16 protein-coding genes are annotated in these 21304 nt (G+C 45.2%); 15 read left to right on the top strand and 1 reads right to left on the bottom strand.

Annotated elements, in window-relative coordinates:
* Positions 1-8: 8 nt before the first annotated feature.
* The 11 genes from asnB to AC2IBB_RS22065 all read left to right on the top strand — a co-directional run bounded on the left by asnB (position 9) and on the right by AC2IBB_RS22065 (position 14531).
* On the top strand, positions 9-2006 hold the full coding sequence (asnB, locus tag AC2IBB_RS22115) for an asparagine synthase (glutamine-hydrolyzing) (protein WP_486328905.1): 1998 nt from the start codon (positions 9-11) through the stop codon (positions 2004-2006).
* Between the two features lie 12 nt (positions 2007-2018).
* On the top strand, positions 2019-3125 hold the full coding sequence (locus AC2IBB_RS22110) for a glycosyltransferase family 4 protein (RefSeq protein ID WP_486328904.1): 1107 nt from the start codon (positions 2019-2021) through the stop codon (positions 3123-3125).
* Between the two features lie 385 nt (positions 3126-3510).
* Positions 3511-4566: an MraY family glycosyltransferase gene (locus AC2IBB_RS22105; RefSeq protein WP_486328903.1), complete on the top strand. Its 1056-nt coding sequence runs from the start codon at positions 3511-3513 to the stop codon at positions 4564-4566.
* 121 nt (positions 4567-4687) lie between these two features.
* Positions 4688-5605 (top strand): NAD-dependent epimerase/dehydratase family protein, encoded by a 918-nt coding sequence (locus AC2IBB_RS22100; RefSeq protein ID WP_486328902.1) that lies wholly within the window; start codon positions 4688-4690, stop codon positions 5603-5605.
* A gap of 222 nt (positions 5606-5827) precedes the next feature.
* The gene (locus tag AC2IBB_RS22095) at positions 5828-6751 is read left to right on the top strand and encodes a ketoacyl-ACP synthase III (protein ID WP_486328901.1); all 924 of its coding nucleotides are present in this window, start codon (positions 5828-5830) and stop codon (positions 6749-6751) included.
* 148 nt (positions 6752-6899) lie between these two features.
* Positions 6900-7676 (top strand): ABC transporter permease, encoded by a 777-nt coding sequence (locus AC2IBB_RS22090; protein WP_486328900.1) that lies wholly within the window; start codon positions 6900-6902, stop codon positions 7674-7676.
* A complete protein-coding gene (locus AC2IBB_RS22085) occupies positions 7673-8368 on the top strand; it encodes an ABC transporter ATP-binding protein (RefSeq protein WP_486328899.1) in 696 nt (231 codons plus the stop codon). Before AC2IBB_RS22090 ends, AC2IBB_RS22085 begins: the two co-directional genes overlap by 4 nt.
* A gap of 124 nt (positions 8369-8492) precedes the next feature.
* A complete protein-coding gene (gene wecB / locus AC2IBB_RS22080) occupies positions 8493-9617 on the top strand; it encodes a non-hydrolyzing UDP-N-acetylglucosamine 2-epimerase (protein ID WP_486328898.1) in 1125 nt (374 codons plus the stop codon).
* Between the two features lie 206 nt (positions 9618-9823).
* Positions 9824-11329 (top strand): capsular polysaccharide export protein, LipB/KpsS family, encoded by a 1506-nt coding sequence (locus AC2IBB_RS22075; RefSeq protein ID WP_486328897.1) that lies wholly within the window; start codon positions 9824-9826, stop codon positions 11327-11329.
* A 7-nt stretch (positions 11330-11336) separates the two neighbouring features.
* Positions 11337-13214 (top strand): glycosyltransferase, encoded by a 1878-nt coding sequence (locus tag AC2IBB_RS22070; protein ID WP_486328896.1) that lies wholly within the window; start codon positions 11337-11339, stop codon positions 13212-13214.
* A gap of 105 nt (positions 13215-13319) precedes the next feature.
* On the top strand, positions 13320-14531 hold the full coding sequence (locus AC2IBB_RS22065) for a capsular polysaccharide export protein, LipB/KpsS family (RefSeq protein WP_486328895.1): 1212 nt from the start codon (positions 13320-13322) through the stop codon (positions 14529-14531).
* A 12-nt stretch (positions 14532-14543) separates the two neighbouring features.
* Here the strand turns inward: AC2IBB_RS22065 and AC2IBB_RS22060 are convergent, their stop codons facing one another.
* On the bottom strand, positions 14544-15839 hold the full coding sequence (locus AC2IBB_RS22060) for a glycosyltransferase (protein WP_486328894.1): 1296 nt from the start codon (positions 15837-15839) through the stop codon (positions 14544-14546).
* A gap of 126 nt (positions 15840-15965) precedes the next feature.
* Here AC2IBB_RS22060 and AC2IBB_RS22055 point away from each other — a divergent pair, with 126 nt between their 5' ends.
* The 4 genes from AC2IBB_RS22055 to AC2IBB_RS22040 all read left to right on the top strand — a co-directional run bounded on the left by AC2IBB_RS22055 (position 15966) and on the right by AC2IBB_RS22040 (position 21284).
* Positions 15966-17069 (top strand): glycosyltransferase family 4 protein, encoded by a 1104-nt coding sequence (locus AC2IBB_RS22055; protein WP_486328893.1) that lies wholly within the window; start codon positions 15966-15968, stop codon positions 17067-17069.
* Positions 17070-17081: 12 nt separating this feature from the next.
* On the top strand, positions 17082-18278 hold the full coding sequence (locus AC2IBB_RS22050; protein WP_486328892.1) for a glycosyltransferase: 1197 nt from the start codon (positions 17082-17084) through the stop codon (positions 18276-18278).
* A gap of 166 nt (positions 18279-18444) precedes the next feature.
* Positions 18445-19335, top strand: coding sequence for an MraY family glycosyltransferase (locus AC2IBB_RS22045; protein ID WP_486328891.1), 891 nt, complete (start codon positions 18445-18447; stop codon positions 19333-19335).
* The gene (locus AC2IBB_RS22040) at positions 19332-21284 is read left to right on the top strand and encodes a polysaccharide biosynthesis protein (protein WP_486328890.1); all 1953 of its coding nucleotides are present in this window, start codon (positions 19332-19334) and stop codon (positions 21282-21284) included. The genes AC2IBB_RS22045 and AC2IBB_RS22040 overlap by 4 nt, the downstream gene beginning before the upstream one ends.
* The last annotated feature ends 20 nt before the right edge of the window (positions 21285-21304 follow it).

Here is a 21304-nt window from a genome sequence, read left to right as displayed (position 1 = left end):
GGCGTCTGGTGTGTGGCATAGCGGGCTTTTGGGATGCGGCGGCGATAACTAAAAATCCAGAAAGCGTATTGCGTAATATGGCGAATTCTATTCGTTATCGGGGGCCTGATGATTTTGGCCTGTGGCATGACCCCGTCACAGGGATTGGTTTGGCCCACCGGCGACTCTCTATACAAGATCTGTCTGAACTGGGTCGTCAGCCCATGAAGTCGCCGAGTGGGCGCTACATCATCATTTTTAATGGCGAAGTTTATAACTTCAATTCATTGCGTGCGGAATTGGAGAAAGCTGGATATAAGTTTCATGGCCATTCAGACACGGAGGTCATACTTGCCTTATTTGAAGAACGGGGAATAGAGGGCTCATTAAGGGCAATGGTAGGCATGTTTGCTATCGCCTTATGGGATAACTTGGCGAGAAAGCTGTATCTGATTCGCGACCGCTTTGGCGAAAAGCCTTTGTACTATGGCGTATGTCAAGGCGTCTTACTATTCTCCTCTGAATTGAAGGCCGTAAGGGCTCATCCGTGCTTTAACAGTGATATTGACAGGGATGCTCTTGCAACATATTTAAGATTTAACTACATACCGACACCTTACTGTATTTATCAGGGCTTTAGAAAAGCCGTTCCAGGCACATACATAGTATTTAAGCCGGAGAACATTTCTGAACCAGAGTGCGTCAATTATTGGTCGGTGACTGATCACGCAAATTCTCCCCGAGATTCATTTTCTGGCGATGATCGTGGCGCTGTCGAAGAATTGGAGCAAGTGTTGCTGGACACCATCAGCGAAAAGATGGTTGCGGATGTGCCTCTGGGAGCGTTTCTATCTGGTGGAGTCGACTCCTCAACTATTGTTGCGCTGATGCAAAAGCAGAGTTCAAGGAAGGTCAGAACATTTTCTATTGGCTTTAACGAGGACGAATTTAATGAAGCGCACTTTGCGAAAGAGGTTGCCACTTACCTGAACACTGACCATACGGAGCTATATGTTACGCCTGAAATGGCGCAGTCAGTTATTCCAGATTTACCATTAATATATGACGAACCTTTCGCTGATGTCTCCCAGATACCGACGTATCTGGTCTCTCAGCTTGCGCGGAAGCGTGTGACCGTTGCGCTGTCTGGCGATGGGGGGGACGAACTTTTTGGAGGGTATACCAGATACTCATGGGCGACGGGTATCTGGGGGGCGGTGCGGAATGTTCCATTGCCGATCAGGCGAGCTGCCCAAGCCTTAATTAGCGGGGTGTCAGTTGAACGCTGGAATGACCTTGCAAGCCTAATGAGTCCGTTGACTCCGTCCAAGCTCAAGCATTCACACCCAGGAGATAAGCTTCATAAACTAGCCGGTGTTCTCAGCGCCGAGAGCGGAAGTGACGTTTATCGCTATTTGGTTTCCCAGTCAAAGGACCCCGACTCTTTAGTGCACGGAGGTCGAGAGTTGGCCTCTGTGCTAAGCGACCCAGCTGTTTGGGAATCATCTTTGAATTTTAGCGAACAGATGATGTTGATGGATCAGCTTAGCTATTTGCGTGATGACATCCTAACTAAAGTTGACCGGGCGGCGATGGCTGTTAGCTTGGAAACCAGGGTGCCCTTTCTGGATCATCGCGTCACCCAGTTTGCTTGGCGCCTGCCTTTATCCCTAAAAATCCGAAACGGAAAAGGTAAATGGATTTTGCGACAGGTTCTATACAAGCATGTGCCTGAAAAACTTATTGAGCGCCCTAAAACAGGGTTTGGTGTGCCAATTGCTGATTGGCTTAGGAGAGATTTGAGGGAGTGGGCGGAATCACTTCTGTCTCCTGAAGCACTGTCAGTTCCAGGGTGTTGGAATATTGATTTGGTCAGGAAAAAGTGGATAGAGCATGCAACAGGAAAGAGAAACTGGTGGTATGAAATATGGGGGGTGCTAATGTTCCAGGCGTGGCGCTTTTCTATAGATGATCAGTTCTCCGCTGGAGCGAAGAGCTTTAAGAAAGAGGTGGAAGCGAATATGTAAAGGAGTGCAGACATGAATAGAAAAGTAATCTTTTGCTCTAATACGTCCTGGTATTTGTTCAAATTCAGGCGTTCTACAATAGCCAGACTGCTTAATGAAGACTGCGACGTGTACTGTTTGGCTCCTCGCGATGACTACTCGCATAAGCTATTAGAGCTAGGCGCTGAGTTCGTCGAAATAAAAATGGATGGGAAAAGTATCAATCCGTTTAAGGAGCTTGGTGTTTTTTGTGAAATATTTGGAGCCATTAAACGTATAAAACCGGGCTATGTTTTTAATTTTACACCTAAAATGAACTTGTATAGTGGACTTGCCTGTAGGTGCATGGGGGTTCTCTACTCAAACAATATATCTGGTCTGGGTACAGCGTTTATTCACGATGCATTTATATATCGAATTGCTAGAAAGCTGCTCGGTTTCTCCAACAAGGGGGCGCATAGAGTCTTTTTCCAAAATGAAGACGATAAGTGCCTATTCGAGCGGTTAAATCTCATAAGACGACAAGGTGTCGATATTCTGCCTGGGTCTGGCGTAAATACTGAAGAGTTCCGTTTCTCCCCATTGCCGGATGGCCCAATAGTATTCCTGATGATAGCGAGGTTGATTGCGGATAAAGGCGTCCGGGAATTCGCTATGGCCTCTAAGGCTGTCAGGGCTCTACATTCTGATGTTAAGTGCATGCTGGTGGGGCCGATGGGAGTAAGCAATAAAACTGCCATCGGTGAAGAGGAAATCATTGAGTGGGAGCGTGAAGGATGGGTCGAGTATTTGGGTTATCAGGAGGATGTCAGGCCCCTGATAGGACAATCCCACGTGGTAGTGTTGCCTTCCTATCGAGAGGGGATGCCCAGAGTGATACTAGAGGCGGCGAGCATGGGAAGGCCTGCTATTGTGACGGATGCTCCGGGGTGTCGACAGTCTGTAGAGGCTGGGAGAACGGGGTTTCATTGTCAGCGGCGGAGCTCGGAAGATCTAGCGCGAGTGATGCTTGAAGTCATTGAACTTGATCGTAAACAGCTCTCCCTGATGGGGGCGGCCGCCCGCAGCAGGGTGGAAGAGGCTTTCTCGGAAGTTCACGTTATTAACCGGGCGTTGGAGTGTGTTGAATCCACATGCTGATCAGGCGTATCGGTCTATTTTAATCAGGAGAGTGGGGGGAAGGTGACGAATTTAATTCTTTTTCCAGCCAGGAAAACTTAAGCAAAAAAATAGAATGCGTCTAAGCTGAATAATACGAATCCCACAGGGTCGGACTTAGATCAGGAGGAACAGAAAGTGACGCCCTTGAGCGTCTTATAGCGTGGGGAATGGAAGGACGAGATCCGGATTGGAGTATCGGCCTGCGCAATGCGGGTTAAGTTACCGGAAAAGCCAAGATGTTAAGTAGTACCAGCTCTTTGACACTCGCGCTTAATGCGTGGTGGCGATCTATTAGCTGTTTTACTCACCTCTGGCTAAGCCAGAGCACCATTAACTGGTTTTATTCGAAGAATAAGAAGGGTGTATGGACGCGTTATTTCAGTTGGCTTTCTACAGTTTGGTGTTGGTAGGAACAATAGTTCTGCATAAAATTTTGATTCCGATGTCGCAAAAGCTGGAGTTGGTCGATGTGCCGGGAGGGCGTAAAGCTCACGATGGCAAAGTTCCCCTGGTTGGTGGTGTCGCAATGTTCTTCGGACTCTGCGTTAGCGGCGTCATTCTCACTCATGGGAATGAATATTTTCTTCTTTTAATGGTCGCTTTGGTAATTATCTTAACGACTGGCGTTCTGGACGACTTAAATGAGCTAGGGGTGAAAACCCGCTTTGCAGCTCAAACTGCGGCAACCTTGGTCATGATGATTTTTGGCGGCGTAACCCTGCAAAGTATGGGAGACCTCGTCGGAACAGGAGAAGTGACGCTTGGGGTGTTGGCATTGCCAGTTACTGTGTTCTGTGTAGTCGGGGTGATCAACGCCCTTAACATGGCGGATGGAGTAGATGGCTTGGCAGGGGGGGTTAGTCTTGTCACATTTATGGGTTTTTATGTATTGAGTCTATTTGGCGGTGACGGACTGTTTAAGCCCAGCATTCTCTTATTGTATATAAGTGTTATAGCGGCGTTCCTCTACTTTAATATGCGGGGCCCTGGTCAGCCTAGAGCTCGGGTGTTTATGGGGGACGCCGGCAGCATGTTTCTCGGGTTTTCAATCGCCTGGTTTTCCATAGACCTGTCACAAGGCGACCATCAAGTCATGAAACCCGTGACAGCTTTGTGGGTTTTCGCTGTTCCATTGTTTGACACCTGTAGGGTCATGGCGAGAAGAGTTAAGTTTAGACGCTCTCCTTTTACGGCAGGCCGAGACCATATTCATCACATCCTTCTGGATCATGGCGTCTCTATTAGCCGAGCCGTATTCATAATCGTCGGCGGACATTTCACCTTGGTTGCATGCGGGGTGCTAGGGGAGGTGGCGGATATTCCAGAGTATCTGATGTTCCCCTTATTTATCTTCACATTCATTGTTTACAGCTTGGTGGTGAACTTGCTTGATAGTAAGCGCGCTACTCAAAATACGTAGCCGTAGCTTTGCGTCGTAAATAACCAGAACTGCTTTAAATCAGCTCAGCTCGTCTACTAATATTGCTGGGCGGCGCAAGTTATAATGCTGGAGGAATTGAAATAGAGAAATAGTATTACTAATGAATATTCTGATTACCGGTTGTACAGGCTTTGTCGGTTCCGCGTTGGCGGTTGAAGCCGCTTCACGAGGCTATGTGGTTGTCGGTACTTCCCGCAGCGCTGATCTGCGTCCGCAGTTTCCGGGAAAGATAGAGTTAGCTCCAGCCTACGAAAGCGATGGTTGGATTGGTTTACTGCGCGGAGTAAACGTACTTATTCATTGCGCCGCGCGAGTTCATCAGGTCAAAGATGACGCAGTTGACCCCTTGACGGAGTTTCGCGCAGCGAATGCAGAGGCAACTAGGCTGTTGGCGTCTTGGGCTGTTAAAGCTGGCGTTAAAAAATTTGTATACCTCAGCACTATCAAAGTCAATGGAGAGGGTAGCTCCCCTGCACAGCCATTTACTTCATCGGATCTTCCAAATCCACTTACACCTTACGCAATATCCAAATGGGAAGGGGAGTGCGTTTTACGCGAGGTTGCTGCAGAAACGGCGATGTCCTACGAGATAATTCGTCCACCCTTGGTATATGGTGATGGCGCCAAGGGGAATCTGGCTATATTGGAAAAGCTGGCGAAGCTGCGTGCGCCTCTGCCATTGGCTGGCGTGGATAACCGTCGCAGCTTGATCAGTCGGGAAAATCTGGTGGATGTTATTCTCCGCTGTGCGGAGACCATGAATGTTGAGCCGGGTGCGGGAAATGTTTGGCTGGTTTCCGATGGCTACTCCGTAACCACCAGCCAGATTTACCTTTCTTTATGTCGCTCCATGAATATTAAAGGGCGAGTTTTCAGTCTTCCCGGCCCACTTAAGTCGCTTATGTTTCACGTGCTGGAACGCATTGGCATACAGGAAAAACTCTTCGGAAACTTGGAAGTAGATTGCTCGGCGACAATGTCGGGATTAGATTGGCGTCCTGCACCGGGTATTCGGTGACATCAGCATGAATCGCCGCGACTTGGCGCTATCGGCGCACGGACTGCGGTTGCCTCTTATAGAAAAAGGTCGAATTTATCTTTCCTCGCTAAGCACTTACCTTTTGAGGTAAAGGCGCTGGCGTCTCTCAGTGGGTTGCCGGTCCCATCAAAGAATTACAAAAAGCCGTGTTTCGGGTGAAGGGCCTCCGAAATTGCGGTTTTGCTATATAACGGTTTATTTATGATCGGCATCGAGCACATCAGTACGTATTTGCCAGAGGGACGAGTTAACAATCTGGAGCGTCAGGAGCAGTTCAACGTTAGTGAGACCTTTTTGACCGAGAAGACCGGGATGCGGTATTTAGCGGTAAAAGAGGAAGGGGAAGAAACCTCTGATTTATGTGTAAAGGCGTTTCGACGGTTGGAAGGTGAGCTTGGTCCGCTTGTGAGCGATATCGAGTGCCTCGTTGTCTGTACGCAAAACCCAGACGCCTATGGCGTTCCCCATGCTTCCGCTATAGTTCATGGCAAGCTTGGATTGCCAGTTCATTGCGCCTGTTTTGACATTTCTCTCGCCTGTTCGGGGTATGTCTACAGCGTTTCCATCATGAAAGCCTTTATGGAAGCCAACGGCTACAAAAAAGGCGTTCTCATCACGGCGGACCCCTATTCGAAAATAATCGATATGTCCGACAAAAATACCTCTCTTCTGTTTGGCGACGCCGCCACCGCCACGTTGTTCAGCGACAAGCCTAAATGGCTGATTGGTAAATGTGTTTTTGGCACTGACGGTACTCGTAACGCAGCTATTCGCGTCCGTGCGGAAGACCGTAAATTTGAAATGGCGGGCAGAGCGGTACTCGATTTTTGCGCCAACGTCGTTCCTGAAAATATTCACGCCACCCTGGCTCAAAACGACTGTGTTTTGGGCGATATCGACAAATTTATTCTCCATCAAGGAAGCAAGTTCATCGTAGATATGGTTATCAAGCGTATGAAACTTGACCCTGCCAAAGTCCCCTTCGAAGCCGCTGATTACGGCAACACAGTCTCCTCATCTATCCCAATGATTCTCGCCAATGAGAAAATGGCTAAGAAAGTGGTCATTTCTGGGTTTGGCGTTGGATTGTCTTGGGGGAGTTGTGTGTTGACTGCAGGTCACTGAAGACGCCTCTTTTTATGCTGTGAACCAGCCAAAGGCGCAGGCGTAGTGATATAAAAATTGTTAATTGCACTACGCTTGGGTTTTTGTAACACTACCCCGCTTTGTGAGTCCGCAGCCTAATTTCGCTGTGTTTAGCAGGGATCTAAAAGTGTTTCTCGTAGAAAAACGATATCGAGATATAATATATTTTAAAGCGTTTGTACACCTTAAATCAGAGGCGTCGCATACGTATTTAAGTTTTTTATGGTGGGTGCTTGATCCACTTATATCAATGTCCATTTATTACTTGATATTTGGAATTCTTTTTCAGAGAGGAACGGAAGACTTTATCCCCTTTCTACTTATAGGTCTTGTAACATGGCAGTGGTTTTCTAATACGACCTCTCATGCATTGAACTCTATTAATGGTAATATTGCACTAATCTCTCAGATAAACTTCCCCAAAATTATCTTACCTGGAGTGAATGTTGTTATTGATGCTTTTAAGTTTTCAATAGTCTTTCTGCTCCTCCTGGTATTTTTGTGGGGCTACGGAATGAAGCCTTCTATCCAGTATTTGGCGCTTCCCCTTATTTTGCTTTCGCAACACTTGTTGAACTGCATAGTAGCTAACGTAGTCGCTATAGTTGTTCCTGTCCTGCCTGATTTTAAGACCATAATAGGTAATATTCTTCGAGTGGGTATGTATCTGTCGGGTATAATGTATGACTATAAGGCATTCCCTGAGCAGTATCATATGTATTTTGAATTTAACCCATTTGCTGTTCTTATTAATGCTTACCGAGATGTGTTGATGTATCAAGTTTGGCCTAACTTTAATGTCATCTCTATATTTATTGTCGCGGGTTTTTTTGGTTTGGCTTGTAGTACATATGTATTGCGTCGACTGGACCCAGTTCTACCTAGACTATTACTACAAAAATGAGTGCTCACAACCCAGCCATCACGCTAAGAAATGTAGGTGTTACATACCGTAGCGGCTTGCCAATATTTAAGCAAAGAGTGGTGCATGAAGCACTTTCTGATGTGTCGTTTGAAATTAATCATGGCGAGTCTGTTGGTGTTATTGGCCGGAATGGCGCAGGTAAAAGTACGCTTTTAAGGCTGCTGAACGGTATTATTCAGCCTGATACAGGAAAGCTAATTAATCACAAGGTTAATACAACCTTACTTAGCTTAACTGTAGGTTATGATGAGAATGTTAGCGGTAGAAATAATGCAATTCTTCAGGGGATGTTGCTCGGGCTCCCCCGCAAAGAGATGCTTTCAAAAATGGAAAGCATTATAGAGTTTTCTGAGCTTGGAAGCTTTATTGATCAGCCGATTAAGAACTACTCAACCGGTATGAAGCAGCGTTTGGGGTTTGCCGTCGTGATGAATGTAAAAACGGATGTGCTGCTTATAGACGAGATTCTTGCTGTAGGGGATGCTCGCTTCAAAAAGAAATCTGAGGCTGTAATGCGAGAGCGAATTAGATCTGGAGACACAGTCGTGTTAGTCTCTCATCAGGTAAGCACTGTCAAGGAACTTTGCGATAAGGTAGTGTGGATTGAGAATGGACGGGTCCAACAGGTCGGGCCTCCAGAAATAGTCATTAATAGCTACAAAAGTTGTTAGGCTATAAATCTAGATAGTTGAAGCGCCGTGAGGCGTTATTGAAACAAAGGCTTTCATTCAGGCTTTTAAAGTATACCTCCTGCCCTTTGGAACGCCTGCCCTTATTTTGATCAGAAGGAAAAGCGTGAAGTATAAAAGAATATTATTAGTATTTGGCACCCGACCAGAGGCGATTAAGCTAGCGCCTTTGGTGCTTGAACTTAAGAAGTATGACGGAATATCAGTTAAAGTGTGTGTTACGGCGCAGCACCGACAAATGTTGGACCAGGTTTTGAATTTGTTTGGGGTCGAGCCTGATTATGATTTAGACATTATGCGTCCGAACCAAGACTTATATGATATTACGTCCGGTGTGCTCGTTGGTATGAGGCGAGTGTTAATAGATTCAAATCCTGATTTAGTTCTTGTACATGGTGATACCACAACCACTTTTGCTGCGTCTCTTGCTGCGTTCTATCATCGGGTGCCGGTAGGTCACGTTGAGGCGGGTTTGCGTACAGGGGATATATATAGTCCGTGGCCTGAAGAAGTGAACCGGAGGCTGGCAGCTCCACTATCAAAGTTACACTTTGCTCCAACTCCACATGCGCGTGATAATTTGCTTCGTGAAGGGGTTGATCCAGCAAGCATATACGTTACAGGGAACACGGTAATCGACGCTTTGCTACAAACTGTCTCAAAAATAGGTTCCGACTTGGAGTTAAAGACGAAGCTTGAGGACTGTTTTAGATACCTGGATTCAAGTAAAAAACTGATTCTTGTTACAGGGCACCGTAGAGAGAGTTTTGGTGGAGGATTTGAGCGTATATGTAACGCGCTAAAAAGTTTGGCGACGCGAGAGGATATACAGATATGCTATCCTGTGCATCTGAACCCTAATGTAAAAGGGATAGTATCTGGAATGCTGGGAGAAGCTCCCAACATATTTCTGATCTCGCCGCAGGAATACCTCCCATTCGTATATTTAATGTCTCGTGCATATCTTATCCTGACTGATTCGGGCGGCGTTCAGGAAGAGGCGCCATCCTTAGGGAAACCTGTTCTGGTTATGCGTGATACGACAGAGCGCCCTGAGGCGATCAAAGCAGGCACTGTCAAGCTTGTTGGCACTGATAGTGACAGGATTGTACGAGAAGTGGTTGATCTGCTGGTGGATGAGAAGTCATACCAGCAAATGAGCGTGGCGCATAATCCCTACGGCGATGGCGTATCTTGTGAGCGCATTGCATCTGTAATATGTTCGGCATAGAGCTGCAGGAAGCGGCGAATTATAGGCTGTAGATCCCTCAGGCTCGTAAGGTGTGAAGAGTTATGTTGCAACGGGTTTTTCTAGATATCTACTAGCGCCATAGATAAATACACTATGCAGTGACGCGAGGGGAGGGCTAGCCTCTCATTCGTATATTTTATAAAAAATGATTCCTAAGTTCAGAAATAAGGTGTGGCAAACGATATATGGTTAGCATTCTGTTTGCGGATCAATTTAATTTTAGTTACAGAAATTTTAAAGCACTTCATGAGGCGCTTAACTTAGTAAAAGTTAAAACGGATCATGATAAGGGGCATGAAAATTTGAAAAAGGCATTTGGAGACTATTCTGGTTACAGAGGTTTCTTGGACGCCTATATTTTAGAGCTTAGGAAGAATGAAAGTATTGATGCGCTTGTGAAGGTTGAGTATTTAGGTATTAATTTATTTGAGGTTTGTAAAAGGGAGATATATACAGGTGTATTTGATAGGTTGGAGCATGTCGAGCATTCGCCTGTTTTTGATGATGATTACTTCATAACAAAGCTTGCTGATATTTATTATGACGAAATACTGTTGAATATGGCGGCAGCATGGTTCTGGGTTTCATATTGGCAGAATAAACTTAAGTCAAGTTATGACTACATTTTTATATTCTCGGGAGGGCTTACTTATCAGTATACCCTCTCACTTTTAGCTAAGCGTCATGGTATATCTGTATTTCAGTTTGAGCACTTTTTTACTGGCGAAGACTTCTATATGGAGTCAAGGCACACTCCATTGCCTAATGCATCAGTAATAGGGAGAGTGTCGCAGTCGTCGCAAGCTGTTAGCGTGGTTCTTAGTCGTTACAATGAAAAGCTTCGTATAGCAAGGAATAAGAATGTAAGCCAACCTTCTTACAGTAGGTCAAGACTTTTTGAGAACGGAAAGAAAACGGTTTTGATAATTGGGCAAGTATATAATGACTTGGCTATATTTTCAGAAAGAAATAAGTTTAAAAATTCCATCTCGTTTTATAACGAGCTGATATCTTCGGTTCTTGATAAGACGGATTATAATGTTGTTATAAAATTACATCCTTATGAGCGGCAAAAAAACTCAAAGAAAGAGGCTGTAACGTTAAAGTCTCTGAGAAAGGCTTTCTCATACTCTCACATATCCAGCAATAGGCTGCTTATTGTAGAAGAGTATAATCTAAGGTCACTTGTGGACGATGCTGACCTTTGTGTCCTGCTTAACTCCCAGTCTGGAATTGAGTGTTTGTTGCACGGTAAGCCCGTTGTAACTTTTGGCTCTCCATTTTATGAGGAGGCGGGCTTTACATACCCTTACTCATCTATAGATTTGTTTTTATCAGACATAAAGGCAGGGAAAGACTTTTCTCTTACACCTGACATGGTTGATAATTTCTATAAGTTTTTAAATTTCTCTTTCTATTTTCTTATTAATAACAATTTAAACGAATATACAAAGGTAATAGATAAGTTGGGGATTGGTTATTCCGATGTGGCTAAACATCATGCTGCAGCGAAGGTCTGCAGTCGCAGCTCTACTTTTCGTATTAAAGAGTGGGCTAAGAAAGTAATTACAAAAGTCGACTCAAAGATCGATAAAATGTTAGACGATCCTGGGTTGGGTAAGAGCTTTAAAGAAGTGTTGAGATGGATTAAGTCTGTTGGTCGCATGATGTTTATTCATTTGTATCGTTGATGGTGTCATGAAAAATAGTGCAGCAATATTTATAAGTGAAGAGTGGCTCGATGAGCCTAATAGTGAACTCTATCATGTGGTGAGCTTGAAAGAGAGTGGAGTTTCTATTGAGTGCAGCTTTTCGGCTATTGGTAATTATAAGACGATAGTGCTAACAGATATTAACCCTTATATTGTAGAGAAAGTGCTTCCGGTTACCAAGAATAAAAAAGTTTACTTTCTTCTCGGGCATGATTTATTTCGTAAGAAAAGCCTTGAGATGGTGGAGGCTATGACTAAGAGCTCATCTGAAGTGATGGTGCTAGGAGGTCAAGGAAGGGAAGAGGCAAGATTTTTTGGGGTTGAGTTTTATCCTTGCTTCACTGTCGAAAAAGGGGATTTTGATGTTGAAAAAAGAGGTATTTTAGCTGTTAATCCGAGCGACTATTGCGCCCTAAGAGATCATGTTTTTGGACTAGCATCATCTATGGAAGTTCGAATTCTGGTAAATAAGTCTCATAGGGTTAACTACTCGATTCTACAGGATATAGAGGCGTCAGGTAGAAGGGTTACGCTTAGATATATTAATTACCAGGAGTATATTTCTTCACTTGCACAGGCCAGGGAAGTTTTTATTGACGATAACTCGTCTCGGCAGGTTTACTCAGACTGTCTCTTTCGAAATATAAAAACTATTGATAGAAGAGTGCTTCGAAGGGCGGAGGAGGCAACTTCTTCTGTAATCATAGACAGATTTTTGTCAAAATTTATAGACTCCTCTGTTATAACTGGAAGGAATGAAAAGCCGAAGATTAATGTTGTCTGTTATAAGCCAAGCTATCTGTTCAAAGATTTAACTGAGAGATTTATTAATCAGGGGTGCGAGCACTCAGATTACCCATTGCCAGATGCGGACGCATATATATGGATGAGGCCACAAGAAATTTGGCATTTGTCAGACCTGCAGAAAGGTAAGACGCCTAGTGAAGCCCCTAAAAGCTATACTCATATTCCAAGCGATATTAAAAACTTAAGTTACATCAATCGGTCAGTGGCGATACATCACGGAACATGTCACCCTCCATTGTATCAGTTCGACTATAGTCGTTTGGCGTCCAGTCTTTATAATGTAGCTAAAGTTGTAGGGGTTTGCGGGTTTGAAGAGTGTTATGGCCCATCATACATCGAAGCGAATGTTGACAACTTTCAAGTGACGCCCATTGGGTATGATTCGGCCTTATTTTCTGAGGATAAGCTATCTGACAGAGTTAAAATGCCTGGTGAAGAACTGAATATTGGCTTTGTAGGCAGGGCATATGGTACTGATGATCCCAACTTGTTGAGAAATAGTAAGCTTGCGCACCCTAAAGGTTATAGAAAGGGGGGGGATATACTCCTTAATATTGGCCTAAGACTCAAGGCTCAGGGTGTTAAATTTAAATTTACTATAATTGGGCAAAATTGGGACGACTTGGTTTTGCTCTTTGATAAATATGGAATTCGATACGACTACCATACTCGAGATAAGAACATAACTTATCAAGAATTCCCTGATATATATAAGAATTTGGATGTATTGTGCGTATCCGCAAGGTGTGAGGGTGGCCCAGTCAGTACTTTGGAGGCCTTATCTCTTGGTGTGCCTGTCATAGGGACCAACGTTGGGGTGATAAAGTATTTGTCTGAAGTTAAGGGTAATGAATTCTGTCACTGCTTTAACTTTGATAGGAAGTGGCATACAGTGGATTACGAACGAGCTTTGGCGTACTTTTCCGACTTGTACGAAATTAAAGTAGATATTGACTATAGGCGAAGAATTAGAACCTCTATTCGGGAATTTACAACCGACAACTGGGTGATGGATATTATCGCCGCAGCTCAGAAGGTGGCTAACGAGGTGCACTAGAATTTAGCTGAAAGAGGAGGTGTGTTCAATTCTTGATCCTTTGCATGCTTTCCTTTTTGCGGCTTGAATGATGGGAGGCTGCTTTTTCGTGAGCAGAAAGGAAGTTTGAGAGTACTTTTATATGAAGCGCTGCCTGATATTAACAGATCGAAAGTTATGGCTAGCATTGGCGTGGCGCTCACTCAGCTCGGGTATGAGGTCTTATTTGTTCTGGAGGCAGAGCAACTACATACTGTAAAAGGGTGTCTATACACTCAAAAATATATTAATTGCAAAGGTACATCTAACGCTTTTATCGCTTCACTCTTTCCAGACTCTCATCATTTTTTAAAATTAAAGCGTTGCTCTTCAAGGTTGAGCCCGGGCGCATGGCGTGAAAGGGAAGTTGAGAGGTTGGCTGAAATCAAGGAGGTCATACTCGAGTATAAGCCTGATATAGCGTTACTGTGGAATGGTGAGGCTGACTACCAGAATGTGTACTGGCATGCACTGCAGCAGCTGAAATTTAACATTACGACTTGGCGTTTTGAATTGGGATGGTTTCCACAGGGTGACTTCATTTATTGTGATCCGGAAGGCGTAAATGGAGGAAGTTTATTGGCAAAAACAGCTTTTAAGTCTCTCGGAGCAAGTGAGGAGAAGTCGCTTTCAGGATGGAGAAAGCGTTATGTGGAGAGGAAAAGAAAAGAAAGAATAAACCCGATAATTTTTGTGCCGCTGCAAGTTGACACGGATACAAATATCACCCGATTTAGCCCTTTCAACAATATGCAGGAGTTTGTCTCTTTTTTAGAGACTTGGTTACCTGCTTCTCAGTTTAATGTTGTAATTAGAGAGCACCCTAGAGCAGTTGAGAATAGCTCGATAGTACTAACTCGCGATGATTTTTTGATTGATAACACGACTTCTTTAAGTGAGCTCCTGGATGCGGCGAGTTGTGTGGTGGGTATTAATAGCACAGTATTGCTCGAGGCTGCTGCTATGGAGAAGCCAGTGGTGGCATGTGGAAGTGGAATACTTAATAGTGTCGGGGTTCATTTTGATGAAAGTAGAACTTTTGAAGAACACTTGGCACTTTGGGCGGAGTCGAAACTGTGTGGCAGGGTTGACGCCTTGCTATATGAGTTGATTTTTAGAAGGCAGATTCCAGTTCATAGTGATGAGGCAATGAAAGAAAGGCTTGAACGATTTTTTCCAAGAGTGTCTCGAATAGGTAAAAACGAGCCTTCTAGCATAAAGCTGAATCGTACTCCGAGAATGGCTAGAGCTTATTATAGGTTAAAGTTTTGGTTTATTGAGGTGTTGAGGCTTAATTAGTGATAGAGGAGTTCAAGGTTGTAGTAATGCTTTGTATACAAGTAGCGTCCTTTGGGCCATGGTTTCGATTTTTATTACACTATCTCTTTCCGAGGGCGCGCTTGGCATAGTCAGGGAGATGTGTAACTTCTGACGTAAATCTTCAGGATCTCCATTCTTAAAAATCATTTTTGGGTTAGATATGAGCTCGGCAGCACCTGGAACATCTGATGTTATGACTGGAATATTCTGAGCCAAGCATTCAAGCACTACTTGGGGTTGGTTTTCAGGAGAACGGCTAGGAACGACCATTAAGTCAACAGACTCGTAGAATTTCTCCATATCAGTTTCGTCCAGCCTCCCTAAAAACTCTATCCTAACGCCTTTTGCTAATGACTCTATTTCGTTGAAGTAGTCAGAGTCGCTAGCGGTTCCCGCCACTTTTAGAGATACCTTGGAGTAATTTAGAGAGTGTATGGCTTTAATGAGTATATCCAGACCTTTATGTGGGGCAATAGAGCCGGCAAACCCTATGGTTAACTTTTTCCTGTCTACTATTTCCAGAGCGTATGAATTACTTCTTTTCTTTCTAAACCATTTGGAGTTTATTCCGGCAGGTATGGTGTCTCCATGAGCTATGATGAAATGCTTTCTCATTAACTTGTGGCCGGTTTCTGATAACGTTATTACGTAATCCACGTTTTCCAATACATCTCTTATGATTTTGTTTCTGTTAAGCCAAGTATTGAAGGGCTCTCTTGTGCGAGTGAATGTGGTTTTTGCGCGGAGTAATGTGGTACAGGCTAGCTTTGCTGTTTTGGAAAGTTTATCAGGTGAAAAATTTAGACCTATCCTTTCACACACTATACAGGCGGAGCATTCACTTTCCTCTTTATAACCAGAGCATAATTCTGAGGTATTTAGGATCAAAGTGTGCTTTGGGCAAAGCCACCAATAATCCGTGACAGTAACAACAGTTTTTATGCCGAGTCTTTTGGCCGCAGTGAGAAGATTTAAACCTATGTGCCCTGGGTTGGCTAAATGTACGATGTCTGGAGAAAGCTCTTTCAACAAAGACTCAAGACTGCTAACGCTTACTCCGTTAACAGTTGTCCAACCAAAGCTGGGTAAGTGCAGAACTGGTGGGAACTCTTCAGAGGCAAGCGCTCCTAGCGGTATATTGCGAGGCCTTGTTCTCTCCGGGTCGCCGGCCAGGGATATTGCTTCATGACCCATTTCGATCAAGGCGCGAGATAGGTTTCTGACATACTTTTCCGTACCCTGGTAGTAATGGTCGCCTAGTTGCATGGTGGCGTAGAGAACTTTCAATGCATGCTCGCTATGTAGGGAAATTCGCGAATTTTAGCCATAGACAGGGCGAAATGGCACCTTTAATTTGAAATGCTTAAGAAACAGGGTAAGGTGCCGTCCGAGTCGGAAAGGTTTGGAAATTTCATGAGAATTGCTATCGATGCGCGCTGCCTCTCTGATCCTTTAACAGGGATTGGTCGTTATCTGGACGAACTGATGATAAGGCTCCCAGCTTTGGGGGGGCAATGGTTTTTGTACTCTCATAAGCCTTTGCTTAAAAGTTACGGCGGGGCAGGTAATGTACAGATTCGTTGTGGTAATTGGCGGGCAGGACTTGTTAGTACGTTTGTTGCGCAGTCCTTTTTTACAAAGTGGGCGGTTCAAGACAAAGTAGATATCTTTTGGTCTCCACGGCACCATTTGCCGCTGGCGTTAAGTATGGTTACAGGCATTAAAAAAGCCGTGACTATACATGACATGGTGTGGCGGAAATGTCCGGCCTCTATGAAAGGGGCGGGGCTACTGTTAGAGCGTGTGCTGATGCCTCCCTCCCTTGCTATGGCGAATCTGGTCATTGCTGTGTCGCACGCAACAGCTAAAGATATAGAAGAGTACAAACCCAGCTTAAGTAATAGAGTAAAAGTAATTTATGAAGCAGCGACGATTGGTCGGGACGAATCCCCCGGAAGCCCAATATATGCCGTTGAGTCATACTTTCTTTTTGTTGGAACTCTGGAACCAAGGAAAAACTTGGCTCGATTAATAGAGGCGTTCTCAAAGGTGGTTCACTCTGGCTTGAGAGCCCATAAGCTAGTGATTGTTGGCGGTAAGGGGTGGGGGGGGCTTTCGGTTGAGGGGCTGGCGAGACGGTATAATGTTTTGGATTATATCCTTATAAAAGGATATGTGGATGATGAGGAGTTATTGAGTCTGTACCGTGGCGCGACAGCTTTACTTATGCCCTCATTATATGAAGGTTTTGGGTTGCCTTTACTTGAGGCAATTGGTAGGGGGACGCCAGTTCTTACGTCTAATATATCCGCTATGCCTGAAATCGCCGGCTCTTGTGCGGTATTGATTGACCCATATGAAGTCTCATCGATTGCAGAGGGTATCAAAAAGTTGATAATAGACGCCCAACTGTATGGGGAGCTGAGAAAGGCGACATATGACCACTTTAAGCGATTTTCATGGGATACGGCAGCAGAAGAAACCTATTCGTCTCTGTTGTATATGGCTGAGCGCTAAGGGGTCTTCATTTTGAATGTACTGCATGTATATCGCACTTTTTTTCCCGATACCCAAGGCGGCTTGGAAGAAGTGATTCGCCAGTTGGCCAAAGGGGCTAGTGCAAAAGGGGGGCGGGTAAGAGTCTTCTATCCGTCTAAGAACACACGCTCAGTGGAGATTATGAATTACGACGGGTTTACCCTTATTCGTGTTCCTGAGTTATTCGAAGTTGCTTCCTGTAATTTTTTCATCCGTGGATTAAAAGAGTTCTCCAAGCAGGTTAAGTGGGCTGATGTAATTCATTATCACTTTCCGTGGCCTTTTCAGGATATTCTGCATACATTGATTGCGCGACAACATAATAAGGTGTCAGTAGTTACATATCACTCCGATATTATTCGTCAAAAAGGGTTAATGAAAATATATGCCCCTGTTATGAGGAAATTTTTGGCTCATGCTGATTGTATTGTGGCGACCTCTCCTAATTATGCAGACTCTAGCCCGATATTAAGGCAAGTCAGAGATAAGTTAAGAGTGATACCTCTGGGAATTGACGCTTCAGGCTTACCCCTGGTTTCGAAAGCTTCTTTTGAACATTGGCGAGAGCGAGTAGGGCAAGGCTTCTTTTTCTTTGTTGGAGTGCTGCGCTATTACAAGGGATTGGATGTTTTGCTGGAGGCGGCGAAAGGGCAGTCCTTCAAGGTCGTGATTGCTGGAGACGGGCCTTATCGTGAAGAGTTGGAAAAGCGTTGCAAAGAGCTGGAGCTGGATAATGTCACGCTGCTGGGAAGGGTGAATGATGAGGCGAAGAGCGCACTGTTCCAGCTATGTAAGGCAATCGTCTTTCCTTCTTATTTAAGGTCGGAAGCATTCGGTATTACTTTGCTGGAAGGTATGTACTTTGGCAAGGCGCTAATTACTGCTGAAATTAATTCCGGTACAAGTTATGTAAATCTGAATGGGCATACGGGTTTGTATGTGAAACCTGAAGACGCCGCATCTCTGCGCCAAGCAATGCTGAGTCTGGAGCAGAACGAGGCGATTACTCTTGAAATGGGAGAGAATGCCCTGCGCCGATATGAAGAGCTGTTTACTGGCGCAAGAATGGCGAATGCGTATGTTGATCTTTATAGGGAGCTTCTGGGCGCCACGGGCTATATGAAGCAGGAAGATAATTACACTGAAGATCACCAGGGCGTCATGGTAGCCGAGGACTTGGTGGAGTGATATTGCATTGTCGATATTGATAAATACGTCAGCAGTTCTCTGCGCAGTATTTGTGATAACGTCTGTTGTCGCAGGCTTTTATCGACGCATAGCTTTGCGTTTTGGCGTTTTGGACATTCCATGTCATAGAAGTTCCCATGTCGCCGCCGTTCCGCGCGGGGGCGGGGTGGCGTTCGTAGTGGTCGGGCTGGCCGCTATGGCGATTCTGCAGGGTATTTACGGCCAGAATTCTGCGCTGACGCCGTTTGTTATTGGCGGCGCCGCTGTTGCGGGGCTTGGGTTGCTTGACGACACGATGACTCTTTCCGCCTGGGGGAGGTTGTTTGGGCAATTTTTAATAGTGTCCTTGTCACTGTCGCAGGCGTCTGTGCTTCCTTCGATAAGCTTTATATGGTTCGACCTGCATAGTCCCGTATTGCTATTTGTTTTATATTTATTCGGAATGGTGTGGTTTACAAATTTGTATAACTTCATGGATGGAATTAATGGTATCGCCAGCATACAGGCGATCTTCGTATTGGTAAGCGCTGCAGGATTAATGACCCTGGGCGCGGAGAGCGATACTGGAGGCTGGTTGTTTCCAATTTGCATTATGGCCGCGTCAGTGGCGGGTTTTTTAGTGTGGAATTGGCCAAAAGCCCACATGTTCATGGGGGACGTCGGGAGCGGCTTTTTAGGTTTTTTTGTGGCGTGGCTGGCGATAATGACGACATCTGAGACGAACCTTAACCTATTTAGCTGGATAGTTCTTTCAGGCTTTTTTGTCGTTGATGCAACAATAACATTATTGCGTCGACTGGCGGCTGGAGAAAATGTATTGAGGTCGCATAACAGTCACTGTTATCAGCATTTGGCCCGTAAATGGGGGTCGCATACGAAAGTAAATGCCGTATTGTTGGCGATTAATGTTGCCTGGTTGTTGCCTTGTGCCGCTCTGACGGTGGTTTATCCTAAGGTATCAGGGGCTGTCGCTTTCATCGCTTTAGTTCCTGTCATAGTGTTTGTGTTGTGTAATGGGGCGGGAAGGAGTCTCGTGGAGATTAAGGGAAATAAATGATAGACCAATTGCTTAACTCAAATAGACACGCTAAGCAGGCGGTTGCAATGCTTGCGGACAGTATTTTTCTTCCCTTTGCATTGTGGCTTGCGTTAAGCCTGCGTTGGGATCGCCTTTATAGTCCAGAAGAGCATTCAGTCTGGATTTCCGCCATTATTACTACTTTCATCAGCATAACTATTTTTGTTCGGTTGGGCTTGTATCGCGCGGTTATCCGGTTTATGAGCAATCACGCTCTGGTGGCGGTGCTTGCTGGCGTGACTATTTCCAGCCTGGTTTTGGGCGCCTGCGGGTTTGTCCTGAAGGCTCCAATCCCACGTTCCGTGCCGCTGATCTACTGGTGTGTAGCGTTGGTTTTTGTCGGTGGCTCCCGCATGTTGATACGCTCTATTGTCCAGCATCAGTTTTTTCGGGCGAAAGATCGAGTGGTTGTTTATGGCGCGGGGCAGTCTGGATTGCAACTAAGTTCCATGCTTTATCAGGGGCAGGACTACCTTCCTGTTGCATTTGTTGATGACAACCCTCTTCGTCAGGGCATGATTTTAAATGGCCTGAAAGTTTATTCGCCGTCCCATCTCAGTAATTTAATCGATCGTTATGGCGCCAGTCGCGTGCTGTTGGCGCTGGGTGGCACGCCGCGCTCGAAGCGGAGTTTGATCCTGCGGTATCTTGAGGATTTGCCCGTCAAGGTGCAAACCATACCCTCTATCGGAGATCTGGTAAAAGGGCGTGCGAATATTGCTGAGATCAGGGACGTTGAGCTTGAGGACTTATTAGGGCGTGATGAAGTGCCGTGTAACAATACGCTTCTGGGGAAATGTATTGCGGGCAAAGTGGTCATGGTCACTGGCGCAGGAGGATCAATCGGCTCTGAGTTATGTCGGCAAATATTAGAGCATTCTCCTAAAGCTCTTGTTCTATTCGAGTTGTCCGAATACGGACTATATTCCATTGAACAAGAGCTCACTACGATCAACCAGCGCAGAAATCTGGGCGTTGAGATTAAGTCTGTGGTGGGGTCGGTGCAGAAGGAGCATCGCATGGAGGTGGTGCTCAGGAGCTTTGGCGTTAATACTGTATACCATGCTGCCGCCTACAAGCATGTGCCGATGGTCGAGAGAAATGTTGTGGAAGGTGTGCGAAACAATGTTTTTGGGACTTGGTATGCTGCTGAAGCCTCAATTAGAGCGGGGGTGGAGGCCTTTGTTCTAATCTCTACAGATAAGGCTGTTCGCCCAACGAATGTAATGGGGGCAAGTAAGCGTTTTGCTGAAATAGTTTTGCAGGGTTTGGCGAAGCGGCAAAACAAAACGCGGTTTTGTATGGTCAGGTTTGGCAATGTGCTGGGCTCTTCTGGGTCGGTAGTGCCGCTGTTTCGGGAGCAGATCCAGCAAGGGGGGCCAGTAACCGTCACTCATCCAGACATTATCCGTTACTTCATGACCATTGCGGAAGCTACGCAGCTTGTGATTCAGGCTGGGTCTATGGGAGAAGGGGGAGAGGTGTTCGTTTTGGACATGGGAGAGCCGGTTAAAATTGATCATCTCGCCAGAAAGCTGATACACCTGATGGGCTTCAGCATTAAAGATGAACGAAACCGCGACGGTGATATTGAAATAATTTATACCGGCTTGCGTCCTGGAGAGAAGCTATTTGAGGAACTATTGATTGGCAACGATCCGCAAGGTACGGAGCACCCTCGGATAATGAAGGCAAGAGAAATTTCCCTGGAGTGGGAGGTAGTTTCAACCTTGCTGTCTGAACTGGATAAAGCGTGCCATGCTTTTGATAGTGATGCGGTTAGAGGCATTCTGGAAAAATCGTCGCTATCTTATGCGCCCAATGGCGTAAATGAGGATCTTGTTTGGTGTGCTCATCAGCTAATGCTGAGTAAGGGGCAGACAGCTAATGTAAAAAGTATCGCGTCCTACAGGAAGGACGTGATTTAACTGACGCAAATTTAACTCAA

Source organism: Hahella sp. NS-SX17 (genome assembly GCF_057367735.1).
This window is presented reverse-complemented; position numbering and strand designations above follow the sequence as displayed.

Excerpts from the sequence above, each read along its gene's own strand:
- AC2IBB_RS22110 (WP_486328904.1), top strand. The coding sequence starts at position 2,019 with ATGAATAGAAAAGTAATCTTTTGCTCTAATACGTCCTGGTATTTGTTC.
- AC2IBB_RS22105 (WP_486328903.1), top strand. The coding sequence starts at position 3,511 with ATGGACGCGTTATTTCAGTTGGCTTTCTACAGTTTGGTGTTGGTAGGA.
- AC2IBB_RS22100 (WP_486328902.1), top strand. The coding sequence starts at position 4,688 with ATGAATATTCTGATTACCGGTTGTACAGGCTTTGTCGGTTCCGCGTTG.
- AC2IBB_RS22095 (WP_486328901.1), top strand. The coding sequence starts at position 5,828 with ATGATCGGCATCGAGCACATCAGTACGTATTTGCCAGAGGGACGAGTT.
- AC2IBB_RS22085 (WP_486328899.1), top strand. The coding sequence starts at position 7,673 with ATGAGTGCTCACAACCCAGCCATCACGCTAAGAAATGTAGGTGTTACA.
- AC2IBB_RS22075 (WP_486328897.1), top strand. The coding sequence starts at position 9,824 with ATGGTTAGCATTCTGTTTGCGGATCAATTTAATTTTAGTTACAGAAAT.
- AC2IBB_RS22070 (WP_486328896.1), top strand. The coding sequence starts at position 11,337 with ATGAAAAATAGTGCAGCAATATTTATAAGTGAAGAGTGGCTCGATGAG.
- AC2IBB_RS22055 (WP_486328893.1), top strand. The coding sequence starts at position 15,966 with ATGAGAATTGCTATCGATGCGCGCTGCCTCTCTGATCCTTTAACAGGG.
- AC2IBB_RS22040 (WP_486328890.1), top strand. The coding sequence starts at position 19,332 with ATGATAGACCAATTGCTTAACTCAAATAGACACGCTAAGCAGGCGGTT.